Source organism: Nocardioides sp. (assembly GCF_025965415.1).
GTDB lineage: Bacteria > Actinomycetota > Actinomycetes > Propionibacteriales > Nocardioidaceae > Nocardioides.
Genome location: NZ_JAOPWY010000020.1, coordinates 1 through 23732 on the forward strand (window position 1 = coordinate 1; position 23732 = coordinate 23732).

The 23732-nt window shown below is 71.9% G+C and carries 26 protein-coding genes; 7 read left to right on the forward strand and 19 right to left on the reverse strand.

The annotated features are described in order from the left end of the window. From JWN97_RS02140 to JWN97_RS02165, 6 genes are all read right to left on the reverse strand, one after another. Positions 1 to 1337: SAM-dependent methyltransferase (locus JWN97_RS02140; protein WP_297617455.1), on the reverse strand; the 1337-nt coding region annotated here is incomplete at its 3' end. Next, entirely contained in the window at positions 1334 to 2281 is a 948-nt protein-coding gene (hemC, locus tag JWN97_RS02145) for a hydroxymethylbilane synthase (RefSeq protein ID WP_297617468.1), read from the reverse strand. The genes hemC and JWN97_RS02140, both read right to left, overlap by 4 nt. After that, the gene (locus JWN97_RS02150; RefSeq protein ID WP_297617479.1) at positions 2278 to 3564 is read right to left on the reverse strand and encodes a glutamyl-tRNA reductase; all 1287 of its coding nucleotides are present in this window, start codon (positions 3562 to 3564) and stop codon (positions 2278 to 2280) included. Before JWN97_RS02150 ends, hemC begins: the two co-directional genes overlap by 4 nt. Next, a complete protein-coding gene (locus JWN97_RS02155) occupies positions 3561 to 4235 on the reverse strand; it encodes a redox-sensing transcriptional repressor Rex (RefSeq protein ID WP_297617482.1) in 675 nt (224 codons plus the stop codon). The genes JWN97_RS02150 and JWN97_RS02155 overlap by 4 nt, the downstream gene beginning before the upstream one ends. A gap of 289 nt (positions 4236 to 4524) precedes the next feature. Continuing rightward, the gene (locus JWN97_RS02160; RefSeq protein ID WP_297617485.1) at positions 4525 to 4776 is read right to left on the reverse strand and encodes a glutaredoxin family protein; all 252 of its coding nucleotides are present in this window, start codon (positions 4774 to 4776) and stop codon (positions 4525 to 4527) included. Continuing rightward, entirely contained in the window at positions 4773 to 6332 is a 1560-nt protein-coding gene (locus tag JWN97_RS02165; protein WP_297617487.1) for an AMP-binding protein, read from the reverse strand. The genes JWN97_RS02160 and JWN97_RS02165 overlap by 4 nt, the downstream gene beginning before the upstream one ends. A gap of 195 nt (positions 6333 to 6527) precedes the next feature. Here JWN97_RS02165 and JWN97_RS02170 point away from each other — a divergent pair, with 195 nt between their 5' ends. The 3 genes from JWN97_RS02170 to JWN97_RS02180 all read left to right on the forward strand — a co-directional run bounded on the left by JWN97_RS02170 (position 6528) and on the right by JWN97_RS02180 (position 9601). After that, entirely contained in the window at positions 6528 to 7415 is an 888-nt protein-coding gene (locus JWN97_RS02170) for an HAD-IB family hydrolase (RefSeq protein ID WP_297617490.1), read from the forward strand. Between the two features lie 85 nt (positions 7416 to 7500). Further along, positions 7501 to 8283, forward strand: coding sequence for a sigma-70 family RNA polymerase sigma factor (locus tag JWN97_RS02175; protein WP_297617492.1), 783 nt, complete (start codon positions 7501 to 7503; stop codon positions 8281 to 8283). Between the two features lie 79 nt (positions 8284 to 8362). Beyond that, positions 8363 to 9601: a DUF5667 domain-containing protein gene (locus tag JWN97_RS02180; protein ID WP_297617495.1), complete on the forward strand. Its 1239-nt coding sequence runs from the start codon at positions 8363 to 8365 to the stop codon at positions 9599 to 9601. Between the two features lie 21 nt (positions 9602 to 9622). Here JWN97_RS02180 and JWN97_RS02185 read toward each other — a convergent pair whose 3' ends face one another. The 7 genes from JWN97_RS02185 to JWN97_RS02215 form a co-directional block, all read right to left on the reverse strand. Next, positions 9623 to 10855, reverse strand: coding sequence for a lysophospholipid acyltransferase family protein (locus JWN97_RS02185; RefSeq protein WP_297617498.1), 1233 nt, complete (start codon positions 10853 to 10855; stop codon positions 9623 to 9625). Next, positions 10848 to 11825 (reverse strand): NAD-dependent epimerase/dehydratase family protein, encoded by a 978-nt coding sequence (locus tag JWN97_RS02190; protein WP_297617501.1) that lies wholly within the window; start codon positions 11823 to 11825, stop codon positions 10848 to 10850. Before JWN97_RS02190 ends, JWN97_RS02185 begins: the two co-directional genes overlap by 8 nt. Positions 11826 to 11836: 11 nt before the next feature. Then, positions 11837 to 11938, reverse strand: coding sequence for an AURKAIP1/COX24 domain-containing protein (locus tag JWN97_RS02195; protein ID WP_008356322.1), 102 nt, complete (start codon positions 11936 to 11938; stop codon positions 11837 to 11839). A gap of 110 nt (positions 11939 to 12048) precedes the next feature. Then, positions 12049 to 12255: a helix-turn-helix domain-containing protein gene (locus JWN97_RS02200; RefSeq protein WP_297617505.1), complete on the reverse strand. Its 207-nt coding sequence runs from the start codon at positions 12253 to 12255 to the stop codon at positions 12049 to 12051. Positions 12256 to 12437: 182 nt separating this feature from the next. Beyond that, positions 12438 to 13619, reverse strand: coding sequence for an acetoin utilization protein AcuC (locus JWN97_RS02205; protein WP_297617508.1), 1182 nt, complete (start codon positions 13617 to 13619; stop codon positions 12438 to 12440). Between the two features lie 58 nt (positions 13620 to 13677). After that, positions 13678 to 14478 carry a pyrroline-5-carboxylate reductase gene (gene proC / locus JWN97_RS02210; RefSeq protein ID WP_297617511.1) on the reverse strand — a complete coding sequence of 267 codons (801 nt, stop codon included), beginning with the start codon at positions 14476 to 14478 and terminating at the stop codon, positions 13678 to 13680. Positions 14479 to 14487: 9 nt separating this feature from the next. Further along, the gene (locus JWN97_RS02215) at positions 14488 to 15417 is read right to left on the reverse strand and encodes a proline dehydrogenase family protein (protein ID WP_363321242.1); all 930 of its coding nucleotides are present in this window, start codon (positions 15415 to 15417) and stop codon (positions 14488 to 14490) included. 89 nt (positions 15418 to 15506) lie between these two features. On the opposite strand from JWN97_RS02215, the gene JWN97_RS02220 reads away from it, so the two are divergent. Then, positions 15507 to 15878 (forward strand): hypothetical protein, encoded by a 372-nt coding sequence (locus JWN97_RS02220; RefSeq protein ID WP_297617517.1) that lies wholly within the window; start codon positions 15507 to 15509, stop codon positions 15876 to 15878. A 9-nt stretch (positions 15879 to 15887) separates the two neighbouring features. On the opposite strand, the gene JWN97_RS02225 is transcribed toward JWN97_RS02220, so the two are convergent. From JWN97_RS02225 to JWN97_RS02250, 6 genes are all read right to left on the reverse strand, one after another. Continuing rightward, on the reverse strand, positions 15888 to 16625 hold the full coding sequence (locus JWN97_RS02225) for an ABC transporter permease (RefSeq protein WP_297617521.1): 738 nt from the start codon (positions 16623 to 16625) through the stop codon (positions 15888 to 15890). Next, on the reverse strand, positions 16622 to 17341 hold the full coding sequence (locus JWN97_RS02230; RefSeq protein WP_297617535.1) for an ABC transporter ATP-binding protein: 720 nt from the start codon (positions 17339 to 17341) through the stop codon (positions 16622 to 16624). Before JWN97_RS02230 ends, JWN97_RS02225 begins: the two co-directional genes overlap by 4 nt. 51 nt (positions 17342 to 17392) lie before the next feature. Further along, positions 17393 to 19027, reverse strand: coding sequence for a heme peroxidase family protein (locus JWN97_RS02235; protein ID WP_297617538.1), 1635 nt, complete (start codon positions 19025 to 19027; stop codon positions 17393 to 17395). 74 nt (positions 19028 to 19101) lie between these two features. Further along, positions 19102 to 19716 (reverse strand): TetR family transcriptional regulator, encoded by a 615-nt coding sequence (locus JWN97_RS02240; protein WP_297617541.1) that lies wholly within the window; start codon positions 19714 to 19716, stop codon positions 19102 to 19104. A 7-nt stretch (positions 19717 to 19723) separates the two neighbouring features. Beyond that, entirely contained in the window at positions 19724 to 20527 is an 804-nt protein-coding gene (locus JWN97_RS02245) for a sugar phosphate isomerase/epimerase (RefSeq protein WP_297617544.1), read from the reverse strand. Positions 20528 to 20530: 3 nt separating this feature from the next. Continuing rightward, the gene (locus JWN97_RS02250) at positions 20531 to 21475 is read right to left on the reverse strand and encodes a Ppx/GppA phosphatase family protein (protein WP_297617548.1); all 945 of its coding nucleotides are present in this window, start codon (positions 21473 to 21475) and stop codon (positions 20531 to 20533) included. A 45-nt stretch (positions 21476 to 21520) separates the two neighbouring features. Between JWN97_RS02250 and JWN97_RS02255 the strand changes: the two genes are divergently transcribed. The 3 genes from JWN97_RS02255 to JWN97_RS02265 all read left to right on the forward strand — a co-directional run bounded on the left by JWN97_RS02255 (position 21521) and on the right by JWN97_RS02265 (position 23716). Continuing rightward, positions 21521 to 22297 carry a hypothetical protein gene (locus JWN97_RS02255; RefSeq protein WP_297617551.1) on the forward strand — a complete coding sequence of 259 codons (777 nt, stop codon included), beginning with the start codon at positions 21521 to 21523 and terminating at the stop codon, positions 22295 to 22297. Positions 22298 to 22391: 94 nt separating this feature from the next. After that, positions 22392 to 23030, forward strand: a complete 639-nt coding sequence (locus tag JWN97_RS02260) for a VOC family protein (protein WP_297617554.1) — start codon at positions 22392 to 22394, stop codon at positions 23028 to 23030. Between the two features lie 2 nt (positions 23031 to 23032). Next, positions 23033 to 23716, forward strand: coding sequence for a methyltransferase domain-containing protein (locus JWN97_RS02265; RefSeq protein ID WP_297617557.1), 684 nt, complete (start codon positions 23033 to 23035; stop codon positions 23714 to 23716). Positions 23717 to 23732: the final 16 nt, after the last annotated feature.

Below are 23732 nucleotides of genomic sequence, written 5' to 3' on the forward strand. Positions count from 1 at the left end.
GCGTCGCGCACCGGCGCCGGCGGCGGCGTGGCTCGCACCGTGCGGTAGGCGGTGACGTCGTCGCACTCCCAGCCGAGGTCGATCAGGCCAGCGACGAGGTTCTCCGTCGCGATGTCGGCGCGGGGCAGGAAGACCCGGTTGATCGGGTCGAGCATCTCGTCGTACGGCGGCCACTCCTCGAGCAGGCCGGCCGCGGACTGCTCGCCCGAGGGCACCAGGTCGGCGCGCAGACCCCAGGCGGCGATGGCCTGCGCGGTCTTGTCGCCGACCGCGGCGATCTTGAGCCCGGAGAAGGCGCGGGCGTCGAGGCCGTACTCCTCGAACTTCTCGCGCACGGCCTTGACGGCGTTGACGGAGGTGAAGGCGATCCACTCGTAGCGGCCCTCGACCAGGCCGCGTACGGCCTTGTCCATCTGCAGCGGGTTGCGCGGGGGCTCGACGGAGATGGTCGGCACCTCCTCGGGCACGGCGCCGTAGTCGCGCAGCCGGCGCGACAGCGAGCCGGCCTGCTCCTTGGTGCGGGGCACCAGCGCACGCCAGCCGAAGAGCGGCTTGGTCTCGAACCACGACAGCGTCTGGCGCAGGTCGACGACGTCGCCGATGACCGTGATCGCCGGCGGGGCGATGCGGGCGGCGCGGACGTCGGCGGCCACGTTGGCCAAGGTGGACACGAGGGTGTGCTGCTCGGTCGTGGTGCCGACGCGGGTCATCGCGACCGGTGTCTCGGGCGACCGGCCGGCCTCGATGAGAGCCGCGGCGGTCTCGCCGATGCTGCCCACGCCGGAGAGCAGGACGAGGGTGCGGTCGTCGGCGTAGGCGCTCCAGTCGACCTTCTCGCCGCAGGTGACGACGCACATCTCGCGGTGGCGCTTGGTGGTCAGCGGGATGCCGGCGTAGGCCGGGACCGCGCTCACCGAGGAGACACCGGGGACGACCTCGAAGCCGACGCCCGCCTTGACGCAGGCCTGCGCCTCCTCGGGGCCGGAGGCGTAGAGGAACGGGTCGCCCACCATGAGGCGGACCACGCGCTGCTTCTTGCCGTGGCGTACGACGACCTTGGCGCGGGCCGCGTGGGTCAGCGGCTGGCCGTCCTCGCCGAAGCCGCCGTCGACGATCTCGGGGCCGGTCTCGTCCTCGGTGAGGCCGAGCACGGAGCGGACCAGATCGGCGTGCTCCGGCGTCTCGGTCACGATGACCTCGGCACTCTCGATGAGCTCCACGGCGCGCACCGTCAGCAGACCCGGATCACCGGGTCCACTGCCGACGAACGACACCCAACCCGTGTTGGCCACCTGGGTCGCGGCGGTGCTGGCCTGCGGGGTCTGTACTCGCGTCATGCGTGCTGATTCCTCACTGGTGGTGCTTCCATCAGGTCTGCTGCTCCCTCGTCGAGCATGTCGCTCGCGAGGCGTGTTCCCAGGGCCTCGGCCTGGTCGACCGGGCCGGTGCTGCTCATGCGTACGGAGAGGGCGCCGTCCTCGGAGAGGGCCACGGCTCGCAGCCACAGTTCCTCACCGTCCTCACCTTCGACAACTTCAGCCAGCGCCCCCAGCGGCGCGGAGCAGCCGGCTTCGAGGGCGGACAGCACGGCACGCTCGGCGGTGACCGCCGCGCGGGTGGCGGGATCCTCCAGCCGGGCGAGCGCGGCGACCAGCTCGGCGTCGTCCGACCGGCACTCGATCGCGAGGGCGCCCTGGCCGGGTGCGGGGAGCATCTGGAGCGGGTCGAGGACCTCGGTGACCTCGTCGAGGCGGCCCAGCCGCGCCAGCCCGGCACGCGCCAGCACGACGGCGTCGACCTCGCCCTCGCGGACCTTGCGGATGCGGGTGTCGACGTTGCCGCGGATGCCCTGCAGGTCCAGGCCGAGGCCGAGCGCCTCGAGCTGGCTGACCCTTCGCGGGGAGCCGGTGCCGAGGCGGCTCCCGACCGGCAGCTCGCCCAGCGTCAGGCCGTCGCGGGCGACCACGACGTCGCGCGGATCCTCGCGCAGCGGGACCGCGGCGAGCGCGATGCCGTCGGCGGGCGCGGTGGGCAGGTCCTTGAGCGAGTGCACCGCGACGTCCACCCGGCCGGCGAGCAGGGCGTCGCGCAGCGCGCTCACGAAGACGCCGGTGCCGCCCATCGTCGCGAGCGGCGCCGAGCTGCGGTCGCCCTCGGTCGCGACCTCGACCAGCTCGACCTCGCGCCCGAGCTGCTCGCGGATCAGGTCGGCGACGAGGCCGGACTGGGTCGTGGCCAGCGCGGAGGCACGGGTGCCGAGGCGCAGGGCGGGGGTCCTCACTGCTTGCCCTCCGCCCGGGTCATCGCGTCCACGGCCTCGGGGTCGAGGCGGAAGAGCTCGGCCAGGGCGGCGGTGTAGGAGACCGCCGGCTCGGCATCGGCCAGCTCCTTGACGCGCACGGTCGGCTCGTGGAGCAGCTTGTCGGCGACGCGGCGCACCGTCTGGAGCAGCTCGGCGCGGGTCACATCATCCAGGTCGGGCAGCCGCGCGGCCAGCCGGGCCATCTCGGCGTCCACCACGGCGGTGGCCATCGAGCGCAGGGCCACGACGGTGGGCGTCACGCTCGCCTGGCGTCGTACGGCGAGGAAGGCGGTGATCTCCTGCCCGACGATGGTGCGTACGTCCTCGACCCCGGCGGTCGCCTCGAGGCCGCGCAGCTCGTCGGCGAGGCCGGTCAGGTTGACCAGCTCGACACCCGGGAGGTCGGCGACGGAGGGGTCCACGTCGTGGGGCAGCGCCAGGTCGATGACGGTGAGCGGCCGGTCACTGCTGCCACGGGCGGTGACGACATCGGCGAGGCGGACCAGCGGCTCGGGGGCGCCGGTGCAGGAGACGACGAGGTCGGCGCCGGCCAGCTCGTCGAGGAGCGCTGTCATCGGCAGGGACGTCGCGGAGTACTCCTCGGCCAGCCGGTCGGCGTTGGCGGCGGTGCGGTTGAGCACCGCGATGCGCGACGCGCCACCACGGGAGAGGTGGGCGACCGCGAGGGAGGCCATCGCACCGGCGCCGATGACGACGGCGCGAGCCCCCGCGACCGGGACGGTGCTGCGCTCGAGGGCGGCGCTGACGAGGGACGGGGCGGCCCGGTCGATGTCGGTCTCGGCGTGGGCCCGCTTGCCGACCCGGAGGGCCTGCTGGAAGAGCGTGTTGAGCGCCGGGCCGACGGTGCCGTGCTCCTGGCCGATCCGCAGCGCGTCGCGGGTCTGCCCGAGGATCTGGCCCTCGCCGACCACCATCGAGTCGAGCCCGGAGGCGACCTGGAAGAGGTGGGAGACGGCGCCCTCGTCGTAGTGGACGTAGAGGTGGGGCAGCAGCGCCTCGGTGGGCTGCTCGGCGCGCGCCACGAGGAGGCCGGAGAGGTCCTCGACGCTGCCGTGGAAGCGGTCGACCTCGGCGTAGACCTCGAGCCGGTTGCAGGTGACGATCGCGGTGGCCTCGGTGACGTGCTCGCCAGCGACGACGTCGGCGATCAGCTTCACGGTGGCGTCACCGTCGAGCGCGAGCCGCTCGAGCAGCTCGACCGGGGCCGACTTGTGGGAGATTCCGACGACGAGCACACTCACGATGCGTCCTCCGAAGCAGGAGCAACGGACTTGCGCTGCTCGTGGTAGGCGAGGATCTGCAGCTCGATGGACAGGTCCACCTTGCGTACGCCGACGCCGTCCGGCACCGACAGGACCGTCGGGGCGAAGTTGAGGATGCTCGTGATGCCGTTGGCGACCATCCGGTCGGCGACGGACTGGGCGGCGATCGCGGGGGTGGCGATCACGCCGATGGAGACCGCGTGCTCGGCGACGATGGACTCGAGGTCCTCGAAGGAGCGGACGTCGAGGCCGGCGACGACCTCGTCCTTGCGCTGGGGGTCGGCATCGAGCAGCGCGACCACGCGGAAGCCGCGGCTGCGGAACCCCGAGTAGTTGGCGAGCGCGTGGCCGAGATTTCCGATGCCCACGATGACCACGGGCCAGTCCTGGGTCACGCCGATCTCACGCGCGATCTGGTAGCGCAGGTATTCCACGTCGTAGCCGACGCCGCGGGTGCCGTAGCTGCCGAGGTAGGAGAGGTCCTTGCGCAGCTTGGCGCTGTTGACGCCCGCCGAGGCCGCGAGCTCCTCGCTGGAGCAGGTCGTCGTGCCGTCCTCGGCGAGGCCGGTCAGGGCACGCAGGTACACGGGAAGCCGGGCGACAGTTGCCTCGGGAATGTCCCGGGAAGAGTCGGGGGTCCGTGCGGTCACAGCTGCTTCTTTCCAGTCCCGCGAACCTCGCGTGGACCCCGCCACTGTAGGAGTTTGTGAACGGGAGAACAAAACGGGACGAGGGTCGACTAGCACATGTGAGATGACCCACCCCATAGGGGGGTCACCGGACTTGCATCAGGCACCGGAGAGGGCGTACGCACCTCGGACACGTGCCCGCTCGGCGGCCCGTCGACGAGCACACGGGTGACGACATCCCGGACACGCTGTCGGAGGGTGCCGGGCCCTCGCGATCAGGCCGTCGGCGTCCAGCGCGTGCAGGTGGCCCTCACCCGAGCGCCGCCCGGAGCCGGCCCTCGTCGACGCGCCAGTAGTCGTGCTGGCGCCCGTCGACGAAGGTCGCCGGGACCTCCTCGCCGAAGCGGTCGGCGAGGTCGCTGTCGGCGTCGATGTCGATCTCGACCCACGACTCGCCCAGGTCCTCGCAGACCTTCACGACGACCTCGCGGGCGGCGTCGCACAGGTGGCAGCCCGTCCGGGTGTAGAGGGTGACGCGCGGCTCGCTCATCGGGGTGCTCATGGAAGGAGGCCGTCGACGCGTCGTCGTTCGATCCCGCGCAAGCGGCCCTTCTGGACCTTGCCGGTGACGGTCAGGGGGAGCGCGTCGACGACCTCGACACGGGTGGGCTGCTTGAAGCGCGCGAGCCGCGAGGAGGCGTGCTCGCGCACCGCCGCGTCGACCGCGGCGCGTTCGGTCCCCGGCGCGACGACGTACGCCACGACGCTCTCGCCGGTCTCCGCGTCCGGTGCCCCGATGACCGCGACCTCGGTGACGCCCTCGACCTCGCGGATCACGTCCTCCACCTCGCTGGGGTAGACGTTGAAGCCGCTGACGATGACCAGCTCCTTGACCCGGTCGACCAGGAACAGGTCGCCGCTGGCGTCGAGGAAGCCGACGTCGCCGGTGCCGTACCAGCCGTCGGCGTCCGGCCCGTCGACCCCGAGGGGCCAGTAGCCGCTGAAGAGGTTGGCGCCGCGGACCTCGATCTCGCCCGGGTCCTCCCCCTCGATGACGTGGTAGGTCTCGTCGACGAGCCGCAGCTCGATCCCGGGCAGGGCGGCGCCGACCGAGCCGGGCTGGTTGCGCCGGCTGCAGAGCGTGCTGGTGACGACCGGCGACGCCTCGGTCAGGCCGTAGCCCTGGTGCACCGGGATCCCGGTGATCGCGGTGAACTCCTCGACGACGGCGGGCTCGAGCGGCGCGGAGCCGGAGAGCACCAGCCGCACCGGGCCGAGCCGCTCCTTGAGGTGCTGGTCGGGCAGCCAGTGGGCGAAGACCGGAGGGGCGATCGGGACGACGCTGCACGCCTCGTCGTCGATGAGGTCGAGGACCGCCTGCGGGTCGAACTGCTCCACCAGGAGCAACCGGGCGCGGTGGCGCAGGACGCCACCCAGCACCGCGTTGAGTCCGTAGACGTGGAAGAGCGGCAGCACGCCGAGCACCACGTCGTCGCCGTGCATCATCGGCGGCTCGACGGCCGCGACCTGCTCGATGTTGGCCAGCAGCGCCCGGTGGCTGAGCATCGCGGCGCGCGGCCGGCCGGAGGTGCCGCTCGTGTAGAGGAGGGCGGCCAGCTTCTCGGGGTCCGGGAGGGGCGGTACCGGTCGTACGTCGTCCGCACGGAGCTCGGCGAAGGCCACCTCGCCCTCGCCCGGCTCGGCCCCGGTGACGACGACGGTGGGCGCGGCGACGCCCCCGATCCGCTCGAGGTCGACCAGCGCAGCGCGTACGAGGTCGAGTGCCGTCTCGTCGACCACGACCAGCCGCGTGCCGGAGTCCGCCATCATCCGCGCGACCTCGCCGGGTGCCGAGCGCGGGTTGACCGGGACGGCGACGACCTGGGCTCGCAGCACGCCGAGGTAGGCGGTGACGAACTCGATCCGGTTGCCGACGACGATCATCACGCGCTGTCCAGCGCGGATGCCCCGCAGGCCCAGGCCGGTGGCGATCCGGGCGACCTCGTCCTCGAGGCCGGACCACGTGAGGATGCGTCCGCCGGACTCCACGAGCGCCTGGCGTTCGGGCACGTCCGCGGCAGCCTCGGCCACGAAGGCGGAGATGTCGTTGCGCGGCATGCGGGGATCCTTCCACAGCCTGTCATCATCGATCGACGCCGTCGCGAGCGTCATCAGGCGGGTGTGCTGGCAAGGCGGAGGGTCGAAGGCGGGCCGCTAGGCCCGTCGAGTGCGCGACAACGCAGCCAGCGCGCCCGCGTGGTGGCGCGCAGCAGGCGAGAGATCGGTGGTGCCAGGCGGCGCTACGCTTGCCGGGTGACCCGGTCCGAGCGTCCCCGTCGGCTCAACCTGCAGCAGCGCTCGGCCCTCGCCGGCGAGGCCGCGGCCGCGTCGGCAGAGGTCGAGAGCGCGCTCACCACGCCCAGCGACCTGACCGCGGCAGCCTTCTTCGACGTCGACAACACGGTCATGCAGGGCGCCAGCATCTTCCACCTCGCCCGCGGCCTGCACCGCCGCAAGTTCTTCACCACCCGCGAGATCGCCGGTGCGGCGTGGAAGCAGGCCTACTTCCGGATCGTGGGCGTCGAAGACCCCGAGCACGTGGCCGAGGCCCGGGCGTCGGCTCTCTCGTTCATCGCCGGGCACACCACCGCCGAGCTCGAGGAGCTCGGCGAGGCGATCTTCGACGAGGCGATGGCCCACCGCATCTGGCCCGGCACCCGCGCCCTGGCCCAGATCCACCTCGACGAGGGCCAGCGCGTGTGGCTGGTCACCGCGGCGCCGATCGAGATCGCCAGCATCATCGCCCGGCGCCTGGGCCTCACCGGGGCGATGGGCACGGTCTCCGAGCACGTGGACGGCGTCTACACCGGGCAGCTCGTCGGCGACCTGCTGCACGGACCCGCCAAGGCCGAGGCGATCAAGGCGCTCGCAGCCCGCGAGGGGCTCGACCTGGCGCGCTGCTCGGCGTACTCCGACTCCAGCAACGACCTGCCGATGCTCTCGCTGGTGGGCGACCCGTGCGCGATCAACCCCGATGCCAGGCTCCGCGCGCACGCCAGGGCCCACGGCTGGCGGGTCCACGACTACCGCACCGGCCGCAAGGCGGCCCGGGCCGGCCTGGTCGCCGCCGCGGTCGCCGGCGCGGTCTCCGGCGCCGTCGTCGCCGGCGTGAGCGTGCGTGGTCGCGGCCACTCCGCCTGAAGCTGTAACTGAAAGTTACGGACGGGTTCACAGGAGCCACGCGGCCACTTATCGTGGGGGTGCTGCAACCGGGGAGGGAATCCGCATGCGGTCAACACACGACCTCGAGCATGCCGTCGAGGCAGGACTGGACGCGCTACGGCGCGCAGTTTGGGCTGCCCTCTCCCCGCAGGTCCTGCTGGCCGAGACCGCGGTCCCCGGCTCGGCCTCCCGTCCGGCCGGCGGAGCCGGCCGCGCGGGCTCCTCAGGTTCTTCGGGCTCGAGCCCGGTCGGCGACGAGGACCAGGCCACCTCGTCCGAGGTCGACGGCGCCGAGCGCGAGCGGCTGATCGCGCTGGTGGAGCTGGCCCGGGCCGGCGACAAGGACGCCTTCGGCCTCCTCTACGACCACTACCAGTCGTCGGTCTACCGCTTCCTCTACTACCGCACCCGCTCCCAGGTGCTGGCCGAGGACCTCACCTCCGAGACCTTCTTCCGGGCGCTGCGGAGCATGAACAGCTTCCGCTGGCAGGGCAAGGACTTCGGCGCCTGGCTGATGACCATCGCGCGCAACCTCACCACCGATCACTTCAAGGCGGGGCGCACCCGCCTGGAGATGACCACCGAGGACATGTCGCCGCACGACGACGCCGAGGAGGGCCCCGAGAGCGCGGTGCTCGCGGGGCTGACCAACGAGGTGCTGCTCAAGGCGCTCACCGAGCTGCCGACCGAGCAGCGCGAGTGCCTCATCATGCGGTTCCTGCAGGGCCTGTCGATCGCCGAGACGGCGCTGGCCCTCGACCGCTCGGACGGCGCCGTGAAGCAGCTCCAGCTGCGCGGCGTACGCAACCTGGCCAAGCTGCTGCCGGAGGGGTTGAGGGACCTGTGACCCCACCCGTAACCCTGGCCTCGTCCCGCTCGTTCGTCTGGGTGGGAGCACCCACCAGCAGTGAGACAGGACGAGCACCATGACAGCCCCATTCTCGGCACGACGACGTGCCGACGAGTTCGAGGCACTCCTCTCCCGGGGACCCGGCACGCCGCTCACCGAGCGCGATGCCGAGCGTTTCGCTGCCCTCCTGGACGTCGTGTCCGACCTGCGCTCGTTCCCCGAGGTGACGCCGCGGGCGGAGTTCGTGAGCTCCCTGCGCGAGCGCCTCATGGCCGAGGCCGACACGGCGCTGGTGCGCCAGCCCGCCACCCCGGCGCGCCTGGCGATGCCGATCGCGTCCGGCCGCCGTGACCGCCGCGTCGCCGTGCTGCTCGGCGGTGCCGCACTCGTCGGTGCCACCGCCACCCTGGCGGTCGCCGCCCAGACCTCGCTGCCCGGGGAGTCGCTGTACGGCGTCAAGCGCGGCATCGAGTCCGCCCAGGTGCGCCTCGCCTCCGACGACGCGGCCCGCGGTCGCACCCTCCTCGCCCAGGCCGGCACCCGCCTCGACGAGCTCGAGGAGCTCGCGGCGGGCAACGGCGGCAACGACCGCCTCATCCCCGACACCCTCGACGCCTTCACCGAGCAGTCCGGCGACGGTGTCCGCAGCCTGCTCTCCGCCTACGAGGTCAGCGGCGCCGAGCAGGACGTGCAGAGTGCGCGCGACTTCACCGCGGAGAGCATGGACCGCCTCACCGCCCTGCAGTACGAGCTGCCCTCCAGCGCGCGTGACGAGCTGCTGGCGGCCGGTCGCACTCTCACCGACCTCGACGTGGAGCTCGACACCGCCTGCCCGGTGTGCTCCGGCGGAATCACCACGACGCCCGACTTCCTGCTCAGCAGCGCGCCGCCCGACCTGCTCACCGGTCTCGACAGCGACGAGCTGACCCTGGAGGCCGCTCCGATCTCGGGCCAGGACCTCGAGGGCATCACGGTGCCCGAGGCGCTGCGGTCCCCCGAGGCCAACCTGCCGACCCCGACGCCCACCGCGCCCACGTCCACGCTCACGCCCGACGCCGTACCCGACCCGACGAAGGCCGACCCCACGAAGGACCCGGACAAGGTCAAGGACATCACCAAGGGTGTCACCGACGGCGTCACCGACACGACCACCGACCTGGCCAACCAGCTCGACGGGGTGACCGGCGGAGCGCTCGGCGGCCTCAGCACCGGCCTCGACAACGCCACCGGGGGCCTCATCGGCGAGGTGACGGGCACGCTCGACGGGGCCACCGGTGGCACCCTCGGAAACGCGACCGGCGACCTGCTGCCCTGACGACCCGCGACCGGTGAGGGCCTAGCTGAAGACGCCGTCGCGCTCGCGCAGCAGGTCGAAGAGCGTGTGCTGGATGGTCTCGCGCACCTGGTCGGTGACGTTGAAGACCAGCATCGGGTCCTCGGCCTCGGTGGCGTCGTAGGAGTCGGTGCGGATCGGCTCGCCGAACTCCAGGATCCACTTCGAGGGCAGCGGCACCATGCCGAGCGGCCCGAGCCACGGGAAGAACGGTGTGATCGGGATGTAGGGGACCCCCAGCAGCCGCGCCAGTGACGGCACGTTGCCGACGAGGGGGTAGATCTCCTCGGCGCCGACCACCGACAGGGGGATGATGGGTACGCCGGTGCGCAGCGCGGCCGACACGAAGCCACCGCGGCCGAAGCGCTGAAGCTTGTAGCGCTCGCTGAACGGCTTGCCGATGCCCTTGAAGCCTTCCGGCCACACGCCCACGAGGTCGCCGCCGGACAGCATCCGCTCGGCGTCCTCGACGCACGCGAGGGTGGCGCCTCCCTTGCGGGCCAGCGAGCTGATGACGGGCATCTTGAAGACCAGGTCGGCGCCGAGCGGGCGCAGGAAGCGGTGAGCCTGGTCGTGCACCGCGAGCATCGTCATCAGTCCGTCGAGCGGCACCGTGCCGGAGTGGTTGGACACGACGAGCGCGCCGCCCTCCGCGGGGATGTTCTCCAGCCCGCGCACCTCGAGGCGGAACCACTTCTCCGCCACCGGTCGCAGGGCCGCCATGAAGAAGCGTTCGGTGAGCTCGCGGTCGAAGCCGTAGTCGTCGACCTCGTAGTCGCCCTCGAGGCGGCGACGCATGAACGCCATCAGCTCGGCGAGGCGTCGCTCCCAGTCGTCACCGAAGACCTCCATCGCAGCGCCCTGGGCGGCCGAGAGCCAGTCGCCGGCCGGGATCCCGGTCCTGGGCGGTGCGGCAGCCACCTTCTCTCGGGGAGATCCTGTGGCTGGACCACCGCTCGCCACGGCACCCGGGGCGGCGGGCTCGGCGACGGGTGCGCTGCGCGGGGCTTTCGTCGCCGGCTTCGTGGCGGCCGGCTTCGTGGCGGCCGGCTTCGTGGCAGCGGGCGTGGCGGCGGGCGGCTTGGCGGCGGACTTCTTGGCGGCGGACTTCTTCTGGGCGGCGGGGGCCAGGTCGCGCGCCGCCGACGACGGGCGGGCCCGGCCCGAGCCGCGACCCGGACGGCCTCCGGTGCCGATCGGGATGACCACGGCGTCCTCGCGCGCCTTCTCAGGCACGACCGGCTCCTTCCAGCGGCGCCGGCGTGAGCTCGCGGCAGAAGTCTGCGAACGCCTCGGCGGTGGAGTAGGTCGGCTCGAAGCCGAGCTGGGTGCGCATCCGGGTGGTGTCCACACCACGACCGTAGGTGAGGAACACCAGCTGCTCGGGCGAGAAGTCCGACAGGCGAGCCTGCCGCATCGTCGCGCCGAGGCGGCCCACGGCGAAGCGCGGCATCGCGAGCGACGGCTTGCCGAGGCGGCGTACGGCCTGGCTCAGCGTCATCAGCCCGTCGCCGGCGACGTTGAACGTGCCGGGGATCCCGGACGTCGCGGCGTGGCGCAGCACGGCGAGCAGGTCGTCCTCGTGGAGGAACTGCAGGCGCGGGTCGAAGCCCAGCACGCGCGGCACCACCGGGAGCCGGAAGTAGTTGGTCAGCGGGCTCGAGACGTGCGGCCCGACGACGTTGGCGGCGCGGATCATCGTGACGTCGACGTCGGGGCGGCGGCGGGCGAACCCGCGGACGTAGCCCTCGATCTCGTAGACGTCCTTGCCGTAGCCGGAGGAGGGCAGGCGCTTGGGCCCCATGTCCTCGGTGAACATCGCGGGGTCGCGCGGGCTCGAGCCGTAGACCGTGGTCGTCGACTTCACCACCAGGCGATCGACCGTCGTCGACTTCTGGCACGCAGCGAGCAGCTGCATGGAGCCGATGACGTTGAGCTCCTTCATCGTCCCGCGACCACCGGCCGAGCCGGGCGTCGCGATCACGCTCATGTGGACGACCGTGTCGACGTCCTCCTTGGCGAGGACCTTCGCGATGACGGGGTTGCGGATGTCAGCGCGGACGAAGGAGACGTCCCCGATGTCGCCCCGCGGGGGGACGACGTCCACCCCGATCACTCGCTCGATGGACGGGTCGCCGGTCGCGGCGCGCGCGAATCGTCGACCGATGTCCCGGGAGATCCCGGTGACCAGCACGACCCGTCCCATGGTCGAGGGTGTTACTTGCCGAGCTTGCGGCGCTGGACGCGCGTCTTCTTGAGCAGCTTGCGGTGCTTCTTCTTGGCCATGCGCTTGCGCCGCTTCTTGATGACAGAACCCACGTGGATCAGACCTTTCCTTTCGGCCGACACCTGTCGGCCGGACCCGCCCACCCTACTTGGCAGGGGTGGGCAGCGCGGAATCGCGTCAGGTCAGTGCATCCACGCCGAGCTCAGCCCGCGTTGTAGAAGCTCTTGCGCAGGTAGTCGTTGACGTCGTCCTCGGTGACCCGGAACGAACGGCCGACGCGGACCGCGGGCAGGTCGCCGCCGTGCACGAGCCGGTAGACCGTCATCTTCGAGACGCGCATCCTGGACGCCACCTCTGCGATGGTGAGGAAATGGGCCTCGGACATGTCTCCAGGGGTGTTCGCAGCCATGATGTGCACCGATCCTTCTGTGCGGGACGGCGCCGGCTTCCCCACCGGCGTCACAGGCGTGCCGCTTCTCGTGAGAATAGGGCTCGCGTGACGGGTGGGGAAGAGGAACGCCAAAGAAACATGTGGGACTGACGGCGTGTCGGTTTGATTCTTTACCGTGGCCCTCCCTCCCCCGGCCGCGCTCAGGGCAGCGGGTCGAGGCCGTGCAGCGGGAAGATCTCCATCCGCGTGGCGTGGATGGCACGGTCCAGCCAGGCGTCCGGGTCGTAGCCCGCGGACCAGTCCCGGTAGGCCGGGGTGCGCCCGTCGGTCATCCGGTGCGGCGCGGTCGCCCCCAGCACCTCCTCGACGTACGCCCGCCAGGCCGGCGGCGTCGCCAGCGTGGGCTCGAGCGGGTGCCCGGCGGCGATGGCGATGAGGTGCGTCCAGGCTCGCGGCACGACGTCGACGACGGAGTAGCCGCCACCACCGGTGACCACCCAGCGGCCGCCGGCGACCTCGTGGGCGAGCTCGTGGAGGGCGACGTACGCCGCTCGCTGCCCGTCGACGCTCAGCATCATGTGGGCGAGCGGGTCGTTCATGTGGGAGTCGCAGCCGTGCTGGGTGACCAGCACGTCGGGGCGGAACTCGCGCAGGAGCGGGGGTACGACGGCGTGGAAGGCGCGCAGCCATCCCGCGTCGGCGGTGCCCGGCGGGAGCGCGACGTTGACCGCCGACCCCTCGGCACCCTCGCCGCCGGTGTCGGTCGGGAAGCCGGTGCCGGGGAACAGCATCTGCCCGGTCTCGTGCAGGGAGATGGTCAGCACCCGCGGGTCGTCCCAGAAGATCTTCTCCACGCCGTCGCCGTGGTGGACGTCGATGTCGACGTAGGCCACCCGTTCGGCTCCGTCGGCCAGCAGCTGCGTGATGCCGACGGCGACGTCGTTGTAGATGCAGAAGCCGCTGGCGCGGTCGGGCATCGCGTGGTGCAGGCCGCCGGCGATGTTGACGGAGTGGAGCGACTCGCCGCTCCACACCTGGCGGCAGGCCTCGAGGCTGGCGCCGACGACGTGGGCGCTGGCGAGGTGCATGCCCTGGAAGACCGGGTCGTCCTCGGTGCCGAGCCCGCGGTCGTGGTCGACCCAGCCCGGCGTCGTACCTGCCTTGGTGACCGCCTCGATGAGGCCCTGGTCGTGCACGGTGGCGACCTGCTCGGCGGTGGCCATGGGTGCGTCGACGCGCTTGACGCCGTCGAGCACGCCGAGCTCCTCCGCGAGCCGCATCGTCAGGTCGACGCGGACCGGCGACATCGGGTGGGTCGGCCCGAAGTCGTAGTCGGTGAGCGTCGGGTCGAAGACGATCGACGTGGGCCCGGCACACTCCATGTGGCGGACGTTACTCCTGGCAGACGGTGACGGACCGGTCGGCCCGACGGGCGTCGTGTCAGGATCCCTCGGCCAGCTCGCGCGAGCGGTTGCGGGCGGCCTCCATGGCGGCGAGGAACGCCGCGCGGACCTTGTGGATCTCGAGCTCGCGCAGCGCGGACGCCGTCGTCCCTCCCGGCGAGGTGACCTGCTCGCGCAGGACGACCGGGTGGGTGCCGGTCTCGCGGAGCATCGCGGCGGACCCGACGAGGGTCTGCACGACGAGCTCGGTGGCGGTGGCGCGGGGCAGGCCGAGGTGGACGCCCGCCTCGATCATCGACTCGACGACGAAGAAGATGTAGGCCGGGCCGGAGCCGGAGATCGCGGTGACCGCGTCCATCTGCTTCTCGGGGATCCGGAGCACCTTGCCGGTGGAGGCCATCAGCGACTCGGCCTCGGTCAGGTGCGACTCGTCGCAGTGGGAGCCGGGCGCGATGGCCGCCATGCCCTCGTCGACGAGGGCGGGAGTGTTGGGCATGACGCGGACGACGGCGATGCCCTCGGGCACGCGCGACTCGATGAAGGCGGTGGTGATGCCTGCGGCGAGCGACACGACGAGCTGGCCGGGGCGCAGGTCACCGGCGATCTCGTCGAGCACGTCGCCCATGTCCTGCGGCTTGACCACCAGCGCGACGGTGTCGGCCTTGGCGGCCGCCTCGCGGTTGGAGACGACGGCCACGCCGTAGCGCTCCTCGAGCTCGCGGGCCCGGTCGGCCCGCTTCTCGCCGACCATCAACTGGTCGACGCGCCGCCCGGCGCGCACCAGCCCCGAGAGGAGGGTCTCCCCCATCACCCCGGCGCCGATGATCGCTGTGCTCATGAGGCCAACCTACTTCTTCGAGACGAGCGAGCGCGCGAAGAAGGCGAGGTTCTGGGGCTTCTCGGCCAAGCGGCGCATCAGGTAGCCGTACCACTCGGTGCCGTAGGGGATGTAGACGCGCATGGTCTCCCCGGCGGCGGCGAGGCGCTTCTGCTCGTCGGGTCTGATGCCGTAGAGCATCTGGAACTCGTAGGTCCCCGGGCGTCGGCCGAAGCGGCTCGCGAGCGACGAGGCGATCTGGATCATCCGCGGGTCGTGCGTCGCGATCATCGGGTAACCCTGACCGGCCAGGAGCACCTTGAGGCAGCGCACGTAGGACTTGTCGATGTCGATCTTGTCCTGGAAGGCGACCGCCTCGGGCTCCATGTAGGCGCCCTTGCACAGCCGCACGCGCGAGCCCTCGTAGGCCAGCGACCGGCAGTCGGCCTCGGTGCGGCGCAGCATCGCCTGCAGCACGGCGCCGGTCTCGGGGAAGTCCTTGCGGAGCTCGCGCAGGATCGAGAGCGTCGAGTCGGTGGTGGTGTGGTCCTCCATGTCGAGGGTCACCGTGGTGCCGGTGTTGCGGGCGGCCCGGCAGATCTCGCGGGCGTTCTCCAGGGCGACCTTGTGACCGTTGTCGGGGAGGAACTGACCGATCGCGCTCAGCTTGACCGACACCTCGGCCTGCGCGGCCAGGCCGCGCGAGGACAGCTCGGACAGGACGTCCTTGTAGGCCGCGACGGTCGCCTCGGCCTGCGCGGCGTCGGTGGTGTCCTCGCCGAGGTAGTCCAGCGTCACCCGCAGGCCGTCGTCGACCAGCTCGGAGGTGGCGCGGACGGCATCGGCCGTCGCCTCACCCGGGACGTAGCTGGTGACGATGCCGCTGGAGACGCGCATGGTCGAGACGAGCTTCTTGACCCCCTGGCTGCGGGCGAGCAGGAGGATCGGCTGGCGGAGCAACGACATGGCCGACAGGCTACGCCGATCCTCATCGAACCTTCACAGGTCCTCCACCCCTTCGGCAGGCCCGCGCACCTACCGTCGGAGCCATGATCTCGAGCCCCTCAGCAGCGGCCCCGCGCTACGCCCTCGCCCTCGGCATGTCGCTCATGACCGTCCTCTTCCTGTTGTTCGGCATCGGTGCCCTGGGCATCGTGGGCGACGGGGACCGCGACGCGATCTACCTCGCGGCGCCGGCCGTCGGGCTGCTCGTCGCCGTCCTCACCCGCTTCCGTCCCGGAGGCATGGTGCTCGCGTTGGGCGCAGCCTCGGTGACGACGCTGCTCGCGGGCGTCGTCGCGGTCGTCCTGATCACCACCGACCGCGAGTCCGCGTCCGTCCTCGACGTCGTGGGCCTGACCGGGATGTACGCCGTCCTGTTCGCCGCGGCCGCCGTGCTCTTCCGGCGCGTGCCTGAGTAAGCGGACGGGTCAGGGCGTACGACGGCGCAGGGTGGCCGCCCCCAGCACGAGCGCGGCGACGCCGAAGCACGCCACGACCGCGATGGAGCGCCAGACCTCACCCTGGTCGGCAGCTCCGACGAGCTCCTGCATCGCGTCGACGGCGTACGACAGCGGCAGCACGTTGCTGATCGCCTCGAGCACGCCCGGCATCGCGTCGCGGGGGACGAACAGCCCGCAGAGCAGGATCTGCGGGAGCACGAAGGCCGGCATGAACTGCACGGCCTGGAACTCCGTGGTGGCGAAGGCACTGACCAGCAGCCCCAGCGCGGTCCCGAGGACCGCGTCGACGACCGCGACGACGCCGAGCAGCCAGACCGGTCCGTTGACGTCGAGGCCGAGCAGGCCCACGCTCACCGTCACGGCGAGCGCCGACTGGACCGCCGCGAGCAGGCCGAAGGCGAGGGCGTAGCCGAGGAGGAAGTCGAGCTTGCCCATCGGCATCGTGAGGAGTCGCTCGAGCGTGCCGGACGAGCGCTCGCGCAGGGTGGTGACGCTGGTGACCAGGAACATCACGATGAAGGGGAACATCGCCAGCAGCGCGGGACCGAAACGGTCGAAGAGGCCGCCGGGCAGGTCGTCGAACATCCACCACAGCAGGCTGATCAGCAGGCACGGGACGACCAGCAGCATCGCGAGCGTGCGGTGGTCCCGGCGGACCTGGGTGAGCACGCGGTCGGCGACGGCGAGCGTGATGCGAAGGCTCATGCTGCGTCCCCCCGGTCCTCGACGAGGTGGAGGAAGGCCTGCTCGATGTCCGGGGCACCGGTGCGCCCGCGGATCTCGTCGGGCGAGCCGTCGGCGATGATCCGGCCCTCGCGCATCAGCAGCAGCCGGTGGCAGCGCTCGGCCTCGTCCATGACGTGGCTCGAGACCAGCACGGCCGCACCGGCGTCGGCGAGGCGGTGGAACAGCTCCCACAGGTCGCGCCGCAGGACCGGGTCCAGTCCGACCGTGGGCTCGTCGAGCACCAGGAGGTCAGGAGTGCCGAGCAGCGCGACGGCGAGGCTGACCCGGCTGCGCTGCCCGCCGGAGAGCCGGCCGACGACCTGCTGGCGCTGGTCGGCGAGCCCGACCACCTCGATCGCCTCGTCGCCCGACGACCGGTCGATGCCGAGCACCCTGGTGAAGAACGCGAGGTTCTCGGCCACGGTCAGGTCGTCGTACACGCTGGCCGCCTGGGTGACGTAGCCGATCCGGGTGCGCAGCGCCGCGCTGCCGGCCGGCTCGCCGAGCACCTCGACGGACCCGGACCGCACCTGCTGCGCCCCGACCAGGCACCGCATCAGCGTGGTCTTGCCGCAGCCGCTCGGCCCCAGCAGCCCGGTGACCCCGGCCGTGACGTCGATCGATATGCCCGGCAGCACCCGGCGTCCACCGCGTACGACGACGAGGTCCCTCACCTCGATGACGTTTTTCATCATGTGTTGAATTGTGCGCGCGGGTCCCGTGCTCGTCAACCCCGGGCGCGCCGCTCAGTCCCCCAGCGGCGCGAGCAGCGCCTTCTTCCCCTCGAAGGCGACCAGCAGCAGGTCGCTCATCCGGAACCGGCCGTCCTTCTCCCCCAGGTCGGGACGGAAGCCGGGGCTGCGGACGATCGAGTGGCTGCTGCCCTCCATCGCCCGGTGGAAGGTCTCCACCACGATCCGCGCCCCCACGCCTGTCAGCCGTCCGTCGTTGAGCTCCGCCTCCCGCAGGACGTAGAACCACAGCGGCGTGTCGGCCAGGAAGGCCTCGCGCTGCGGGTCGGTCAGCCCGTCGAGCCGTGCCGAGCTCGCGCCGCCGGCGCCCTCACGGAGCTGCGCCTTGGTCAGTGTCGTCACGGGTACGCCGGCCGCGCGCATGAGCGCCGCCATCTGCTGGCCGCTCGCCAGGCGCATCATCCGCGCCCGCACCAGGTTGCGGAAGGCGAGGTTGGCCCGGATGGTGAACGCGTCGGAGTCGGCACCGCCGAAGGACCTCACCGGCAGCGCGGCGAGCGCGTCGACGAGCCGGGTGTCGATGCGGCGGGCGAGGTTGAACTCGCCGGCCGGCGGCTTGAGCTCTCCGTGCCCGATCTGCGCGAAGCGGTAGAGCCTGCGCCAGTCCGCGATCCAGTTCGACGGCAGGGTCGGGTTGCCGCCGAGGTCCCCGCTCGTGCCGGAGAAGAAGAACAGCAGGTCGAGGGAACCCGAGCCGTTGGGGAACCGGGCGTTCCAGTCGTAGGCCTCGCGGATCATCGAGTGGCCGAGCCGGAACGCGCCGACCGAGAACTCCACGGGCATCGTCGGCATGCTGAGCGGGTCGGCCCCCGGGTCGACCACCTTGCGACCGTCGGTGAAGACGTCGGTGACGACGTCGCCGTCGCAGATCCGCGCCAGGTAGTCGGTGCGCAGCATCCACTGGTAGTGGAGGACCACCTTGCGGCGGGCCTTCTCGAACCGCTCGGCCGGCGGCGTGCCCGGCCCGAGCCCCGCCACCACCCGGTTGTGGAACCGGATCATGGCGGCGTGGGTCTGGGCCACGGCGAGGTTCTCGTCGTTGCGACGGTCCGGGATCGCCGCCTTGCGGGCGGCCGAGGCGGAGCCGGTGCCGACCCGTGGCAGGTCGAAGCCCACGCGCGCCTGGTCCCCGCCGATCCGGGTCGTCTTCCCCACCTTGAGGCGGGTGTGGTCGGACTCGTAGAACTCCGCCGAGACCGGGTCGAGCGGACCCGCGCCGTAGAGGCTGTCGAGGTCAAGAGTGGGCGAGCGCCCCTGCAGGAGCGCGGCCGGCGAGACGTTGTCGCCGAACGCGACCGTGGTCGCGTCGAAGGTGAGGTCGTGGTCGACGAACTGGCCGAGGTAGGTGTAGCCGGACGGGATGGTGCCGTCGACCTCCGAGCCGCCGGTCATCGCGAAGGCGACCTTGCGCAGCGTGGCCTCGGGCAGCCGTACGCCCTTCGGGCCCAGGCGGCTGAAGCGGAACGTCGGTGCGGCGGCCACAGCGGGACCGCTGGCGGCCGTGGTGTGGGCGCGCGCGGTCGTGGGCGGGACGGCCGTCGGGTCCTCGGACCCGACCACACCCTCACCCTCGATGAAGAAGCTCTCGCGCCCGTGGCGGGGGGTACGTCCTTCAGGAGTCGGTGACATGGCACCAACCTGGCTCTTCCGCGCGTCTTCGCGCATCGGCAATCCTGCGGATGTCTGGACCGGTGCCCGGGCGGCTAGCGGGCGATCCGCGGCGAGCCGTCGAGGTCGCCGGTCAGGTAGTGCTGCAGCACGGGCCCGATCCTCGCGACGACGTCCTCCGCCGGCATCTGCGCCATGGGCGGGAGGGCCAGGACGTAGCGGGTGACGATCAGGCCGAGGACCTGGCTCGCCACGAGGGGGATGCGGACCTCCGGGCGGTCCTTGACGAGCTGCCCCAGCACCGGTCCGAGCACCACCGGGATGAAGCCATCCTCGAGCAGGCGACCGCCGCCGTCGCCGAGCGCGGACCGCGCCACCGCGAGCAGCCGCACCTGGATCTCCGGCTCGTCCCACACGGACAGGAACGTGCGCAGCAGGCGTTCGCCCGCGCCGTCCGGGCCCAGGGCCACCACCGGCGCGAGGATTGCGCGCGGGTCGACGGGCATCTCGAGCGCGGCGAGGAAGAGGTCGTCCTTGGAGCCGAAGTAGTGGTGGACCAGCGCCGGGTCGACGCCGGCAGAGGCCGCCACGGCGCGGATCGTCGTACCCCGGAAGCCCTTCTCGGCGAACGACGTACGCGCGGCGGCGAGCACCTCGGCGCGGGTGTCGGGTGCGCCCGGACGCCGGCCCCGGGAGGCCCGTGACGTCACGGGGTGCTCACGGCGTGGTCACGCCCAGGTGGGCCCGGGCGAACTCCAGCGACTCGCGCAGGTCGGCCTCGCGCTCCGTCCGGTCGGCGCACCGACGGGTGTTGATCTCCAGCACGACGTGGCCGGCGAAGTCGGTGCGCGCGAGGTGCTGCAGGAACTCCGCGGCACGCATGACGCCGCGACCGGGCACGAGGTGCTCGTCCTTGGCCGACCCCGTGCCGTCGGTGAGGTGGATGTGCCGCAGCCGTCGGCCCATCCGGTCGGCCATCTCGATCACGTCGCTGCGCGCGATCGCGGCGTGCGAGAGGTCGATGGTGGTGTGGGCGTAGTCCTCCTGGCTGGGGTCCCAGCCGGGGAGGTACATCTCCATGCCGCGGCGCGACGAGGCGCGCCACGGATACATGTTCTCGACCGCGAAGGCGATGCCGGTCCGGGCCTCGAGCGACGCGATGCCCTCGACGAAGCCGGCCGCGTAGTCCTTCTGCCAGCGGAACGGCGGGTGCACGACGACCACGTCGGCGCCGACCGCCTCGGCCATCTCGGCCGACTTCTCGAGCTTGCCCCACGGGTCGGTGCCCCAGACCCGCTGGGTGAAGAGCAGGCAGGGCGCGTGGACCGCGCAGATCGGCACCTCGTGGTGCTCGCTCAGCTTCTTGACCGCGTCGATCTGCTGGCTCAGGGCATCGATCCCGACCATCACCTCGACCGCGTCGTAGCCCAGCGACGCGGCCCAGCCGAAGCCGTGCGCCGTCGACTCGGGGTAGACCGACGCGGTGGACAGGGCGATCTGGGGAGTCGTGGAGGAGGGCATGGCTCAGCGGCGCCCGGGGAAGATGGAGATCTGGTCGAGGCGCTCGAGGATCACGCCCTCGCGCAGGGCCCACGGGCAGACCTCGAGGGCACTGAGGTCGAAGATGTCCATGCACGCCTCCGCCACCAGCGCGCCGGGCACGATCTGGTGGGTGCGGCTCGGCGAGACGCCCGGCAGTGCGGCGAGCTCGTCGGACGACAGGTCCATCAGCTTGGGGATCCAGTCGGAGAGCGTCGCGAGCTCCAGCACCCGTGGCACCAGTGGTCCGTCGCCGCTCGGCGCGGCACCGCAGATGCGCGCCAGCGAGCGGAAGGTCTTCGACGTCGCTGCCGCCCGGTCGGGGACGCCCGGGCGCAGCAGATGGCCCGCGTCGCGGGCGATGTCGGCGCGGATCTGCTTGCGCAGCTCGCGGATCTCCGACTCCCCGGGCTGACCACCCCTGAACCACATGCGGGCCATCCGGGCCGCGCCCAGCGGCAGCGACCAGGCCACGTCGGGCGCCTCGTCGGTGCCGGCGGCGATCTCCAGGGAGCCGCCGCCGATGTCGAAGACCGCCAGGCGGCCGGCCGACCAGCCGAACCAGCGGCGTACGGCCAGGAAGGTCAGCCGCGCCTCGTCCTCGCCGGAGAGCACCTCGAGCCGCACGCCGGCGTGCTTCTCCACGTGGGCGAGCACCTCGTCGGAGTTGACGGCGTCACGGACCGCGGAGGTCGCGAAGCCGAGCATCTCCTCGCAGCCCTTGTCGTCGGCGATCTCGGTCGCGGAGGCGCAGAAGTCGGTGAGTGCCGCGATCCCCTTCTTGGTCACCGCGCCGTCGTCGTCGAGGTGCTCGGCCAGCCGCAGGGGCTGCTTGTGCGAGGAGGCCGGGAGCGGCGCGGCGCCGCCGTGCGCGTCGACCACCAGCAGGTGGCCGGTGTTGGAACCGATGTCGAGGACGCCCAGGCGCATGAAGGCCACGCTACTAGGCGGGGGGCACGCGACTAGGCTCGTCGCGTGCCCGAAGTCGACCTGGTGTTCCCCCGTGCGTTCGTCGAGTTCGCCGATCCCGCCGACGAGGGCCAGGTGTTCCGCTGCGACCTGACCTGGCTGACCTCGGCCTACATGTGCATCTTCGGCCAGGGGTGCCAGGGGATCTACGCCGACGCCCCCGACGTCGGCTGCTGCACCCTGGGCGCGCACTTCGCCGACAAGGACGACGAGAAGCGGGTCGCGGGCTTCGTCGCCCAGCTCACCGCCAACGACTGGCAGCTGCACCCCGGCCGGGTGGTGAAGAAGTCCGACTGGATCGAGACCGACGACGACGGCGAGCGCAAGACCCTCGCCGTGGTGTACGACGGCCAGCGGGCGTGCGTGTTCCACAACCGCACGGACTTCGCGCCCTCCGTGGGGGCCGGTGGCGCCGGCTGCGCCCTGCACGGGCTGGCGCTGCGACAGGGCCGCAACCCCCTGGAGACCAAGCCCGACGTGTGCTGGCAGCTGCCGATCCGCCGCCAGTACCGCACCGTCGAGGTGCAGGACGGGTCGTCCTACGTCGAGGTGTCGATCGGCGAGTACGACCGCCGAGGCTGGGGTCCGGGTGGGCACGACCTCGACTGGTACTGCTCCGGCAACACCGAGGCGCACGTCGCCCTGGAGCCGGTCTACCTCACCCACGAGCCCGAGCTCGTGGAGCTGATGGGACGCGCGGCGTACGCCGAGCTGACCCGCCACTGCGAGGCCCACGTCCGCTCGCGATCGGCCCTGGCGCTCCATCCGGCCGACCCCCGCTGAGCCGATCAGGGATTCCGCACTCCCGAATCGCTCGACATCAAGACAACCTGACCCCGGTGTCAGGAGCGTCAGGACACAGGCTCAGAATCTGTGCATGCGCCTGGACCACGTCAGCTTCGCCGCCGGACCTGATGGACTTGCCAGCAGCGCCCAGCGCATCGGTGGGCTGCTCGGCACGGACTTCGTCGATGGTGGTGTCCACCCTCGCTTCGGCACCCGCAACATGATCCTGCCCCTGGCAGACGGCACCTACATGGAGATCGTCGAGGTGCTCGACCACCCCGCCAGCGACAAGGCCCCCTTCGGCCAGGCCGTGCGTGCGCGGTCGGCCCTCGGTGGCGGCTGGATGGGCTGGGTCGTGTCGGTCGACGAGATCGCCCCGATCGAGGCCCGCCTGGGCCGCGAGGCCGTCAAGGGCAACCGGCACCGTCCGGACGGCACCGAGCTGGTGTGGCAGCAGATCGGCGTCCACGGCCTGATCAACGACCCGCAGCTGCCCTACTTCATCCACTGGCAGTCGCCCGCCGACCTGCACCCGAGCAACGGCGCCAGCGGCGACTTCTCCCTGGCCTGCCTGGAGATCGCGGGCGACCCCCAGCGGGTCAGCGAGTGGCTCGGCGAGACCGTCGAAGCGCCCCTCGAGGACGTCAAGGTCGACTGGGTCGCCCACAACGGCACCCCCGGCATCGTGGCCGTGCAGCTCCAGACGCCCCACGGCCTCGTCCGCATCTGAGCTTGAAGCCCCGGCCCTCCCCCAACATCTGGCACACCCCCGAGCTCTACGAGCTCGAGAACCGGGCCGCCGACCCGCACGGCCGGATCACCGCCGCGATGCAGGAGATCGGCGACTGGGCCGGGCGCACCCTCCTCGACGTCGGCTGCGGCAGCGGCTTCCACCTACCCCTGTGGGCCGGCGCCGCGGCGAGCGTGGTCGGGGTCGAGCCGCATCCTCCGCTGGTCGCCCTCGCGCGACGGCGTACGAAGAAGCTGACGAACGTCACCGTGCTGAAGGGCATGGCCGAGTCGCTGCCGGTCGCGGACGCGTCGGTGGACGTGGTGCACGCGCGGTGGGCCTACTTCTTCGGCCCCGGCTCCGAGCCCGGGCTGCGCGAGCTCGACCGGGTCGTACGCCGCGGGGGCACGGCGTTCGTGATCGACAACGACGCGACCAGGTCTACCTTCGGCGGCTGGTTCCGTCGCGGCTACCCCGAGGTCGACCCCGCGGCGGTGGAGCGCTTCTGGTCGACCCACGGCTGGAGTCGCCGCGAGATCGACATGGGCTGGTCGTTCACCTCCCGCGAGGCGCTCGAGGCCGTCGTCCGGATCGAGCTTCCTCCGGCGGCCGCCGAGGAGGCGCTCGCCTCCCACACGGGCACCGAGGTCGACTACGCCGTCAACCTGTGGTGGCGCGAGTTCTAGCTGCTGGCGACACGGT

Coding starts and splice junctions, on each gene's coding strand:
- JWN97_RS02175 (WP_297617492.1), top strand. CDS start 7,501: ATGCGGTCAACACACGACCTCGAGCATGCCGTCGAGGCAGGACTGGAC.
- JWN97_RS02190 (WP_297617501.1), bottom strand. CDS start 11,825: ATGGGACGGGTCGTGCTGGTCACCGGGATCTCCCGGGACATCGGTCGA.
- JWN97_RS02200 (WP_297617505.1), bottom strand. CDS start 12,255: ATGGCTGCGAACACCCCTGGAGACATGTCCGAGGCCCATTTCCTCACC.
- JWN97_RS02160 (WP_297617485.1), bottom strand. CDS start 4,776: ATGAGCACCCCGATGAGCGAGCCGCGCGTCACCCTCTACACCCGGACG.
- JWN97_RS02250 (WP_297617548.1), bottom strand. CDS start 21,475: ATGCGCCTGGGCGTCCTCGACATCGGTTCCAACACCGGCCACCTGCTG.
- JWN97_RS02225 (WP_297617521.1), bottom strand. CDS start 16,625: ATGAGCCTTCGCATCACGCTCGCCGTCGCCGACCGCGTGCTCACCCAG.
- JWN97_RS02260 (WP_297617554.1), top strand. CDS start 22,392: ATGCGCCTGGACCACGTCAGCTTCGCCGCCGGACCTGATGGACTTGCC.
- JWN97_RS02180 (WP_297617495.1), top strand. CDS start 8,363: ATGACAGCCCCATTCTCGGCACGACGACGTGCCGACGAGTTCGAGGCA.
- JWN97_RS02205 (WP_297617508.1), bottom strand. CDS start 13,619: ATGGAGTGTGCCGGGCCCACGTCGATCGTCTTCGACCCGACGCTCACC.
- JWN97_RS02245 (WP_297617544.1), bottom strand. CDS start 20,527: ATGCCCTCCTCCACGACTCCCCAGATCGCCCTGTCCACCGCGTCGGTC.
- JWN97_RS02220 (WP_297617517.1), top strand. CDS start 15,507: ATGATCTCGAGCCCCTCAGCAGCGGCCCCGCGCTACGCCCTCGCCCTC.
- JWN97_RS02235 (WP_297617538.1), bottom strand. CDS start 19,027: ATGTCACCGACTCCTGAAGGACGTACCCCCCGCCACGGGCGCGAGAGC.
- proC (WP_297617511.1), bottom strand. CDS start 14,478: ATGAGCACAGCGATCATCGGCGCCGGGGTGATGGGGGAGACCCTCCTC.
- JWN97_RS02165 (WP_297617487.1), bottom strand. CDS start 6,332: ATGCCGCGCAACGACATCTCCGCCTTCGTGGCCGAGGCTGCCGCGGAC.
- JWN97_RS02230 (WP_297617535.1), bottom strand. CDS start 17,341: ATGATGAAAAACGTCATCGAGGTGAGGGACCTCGTCGTCGTACGCGGT.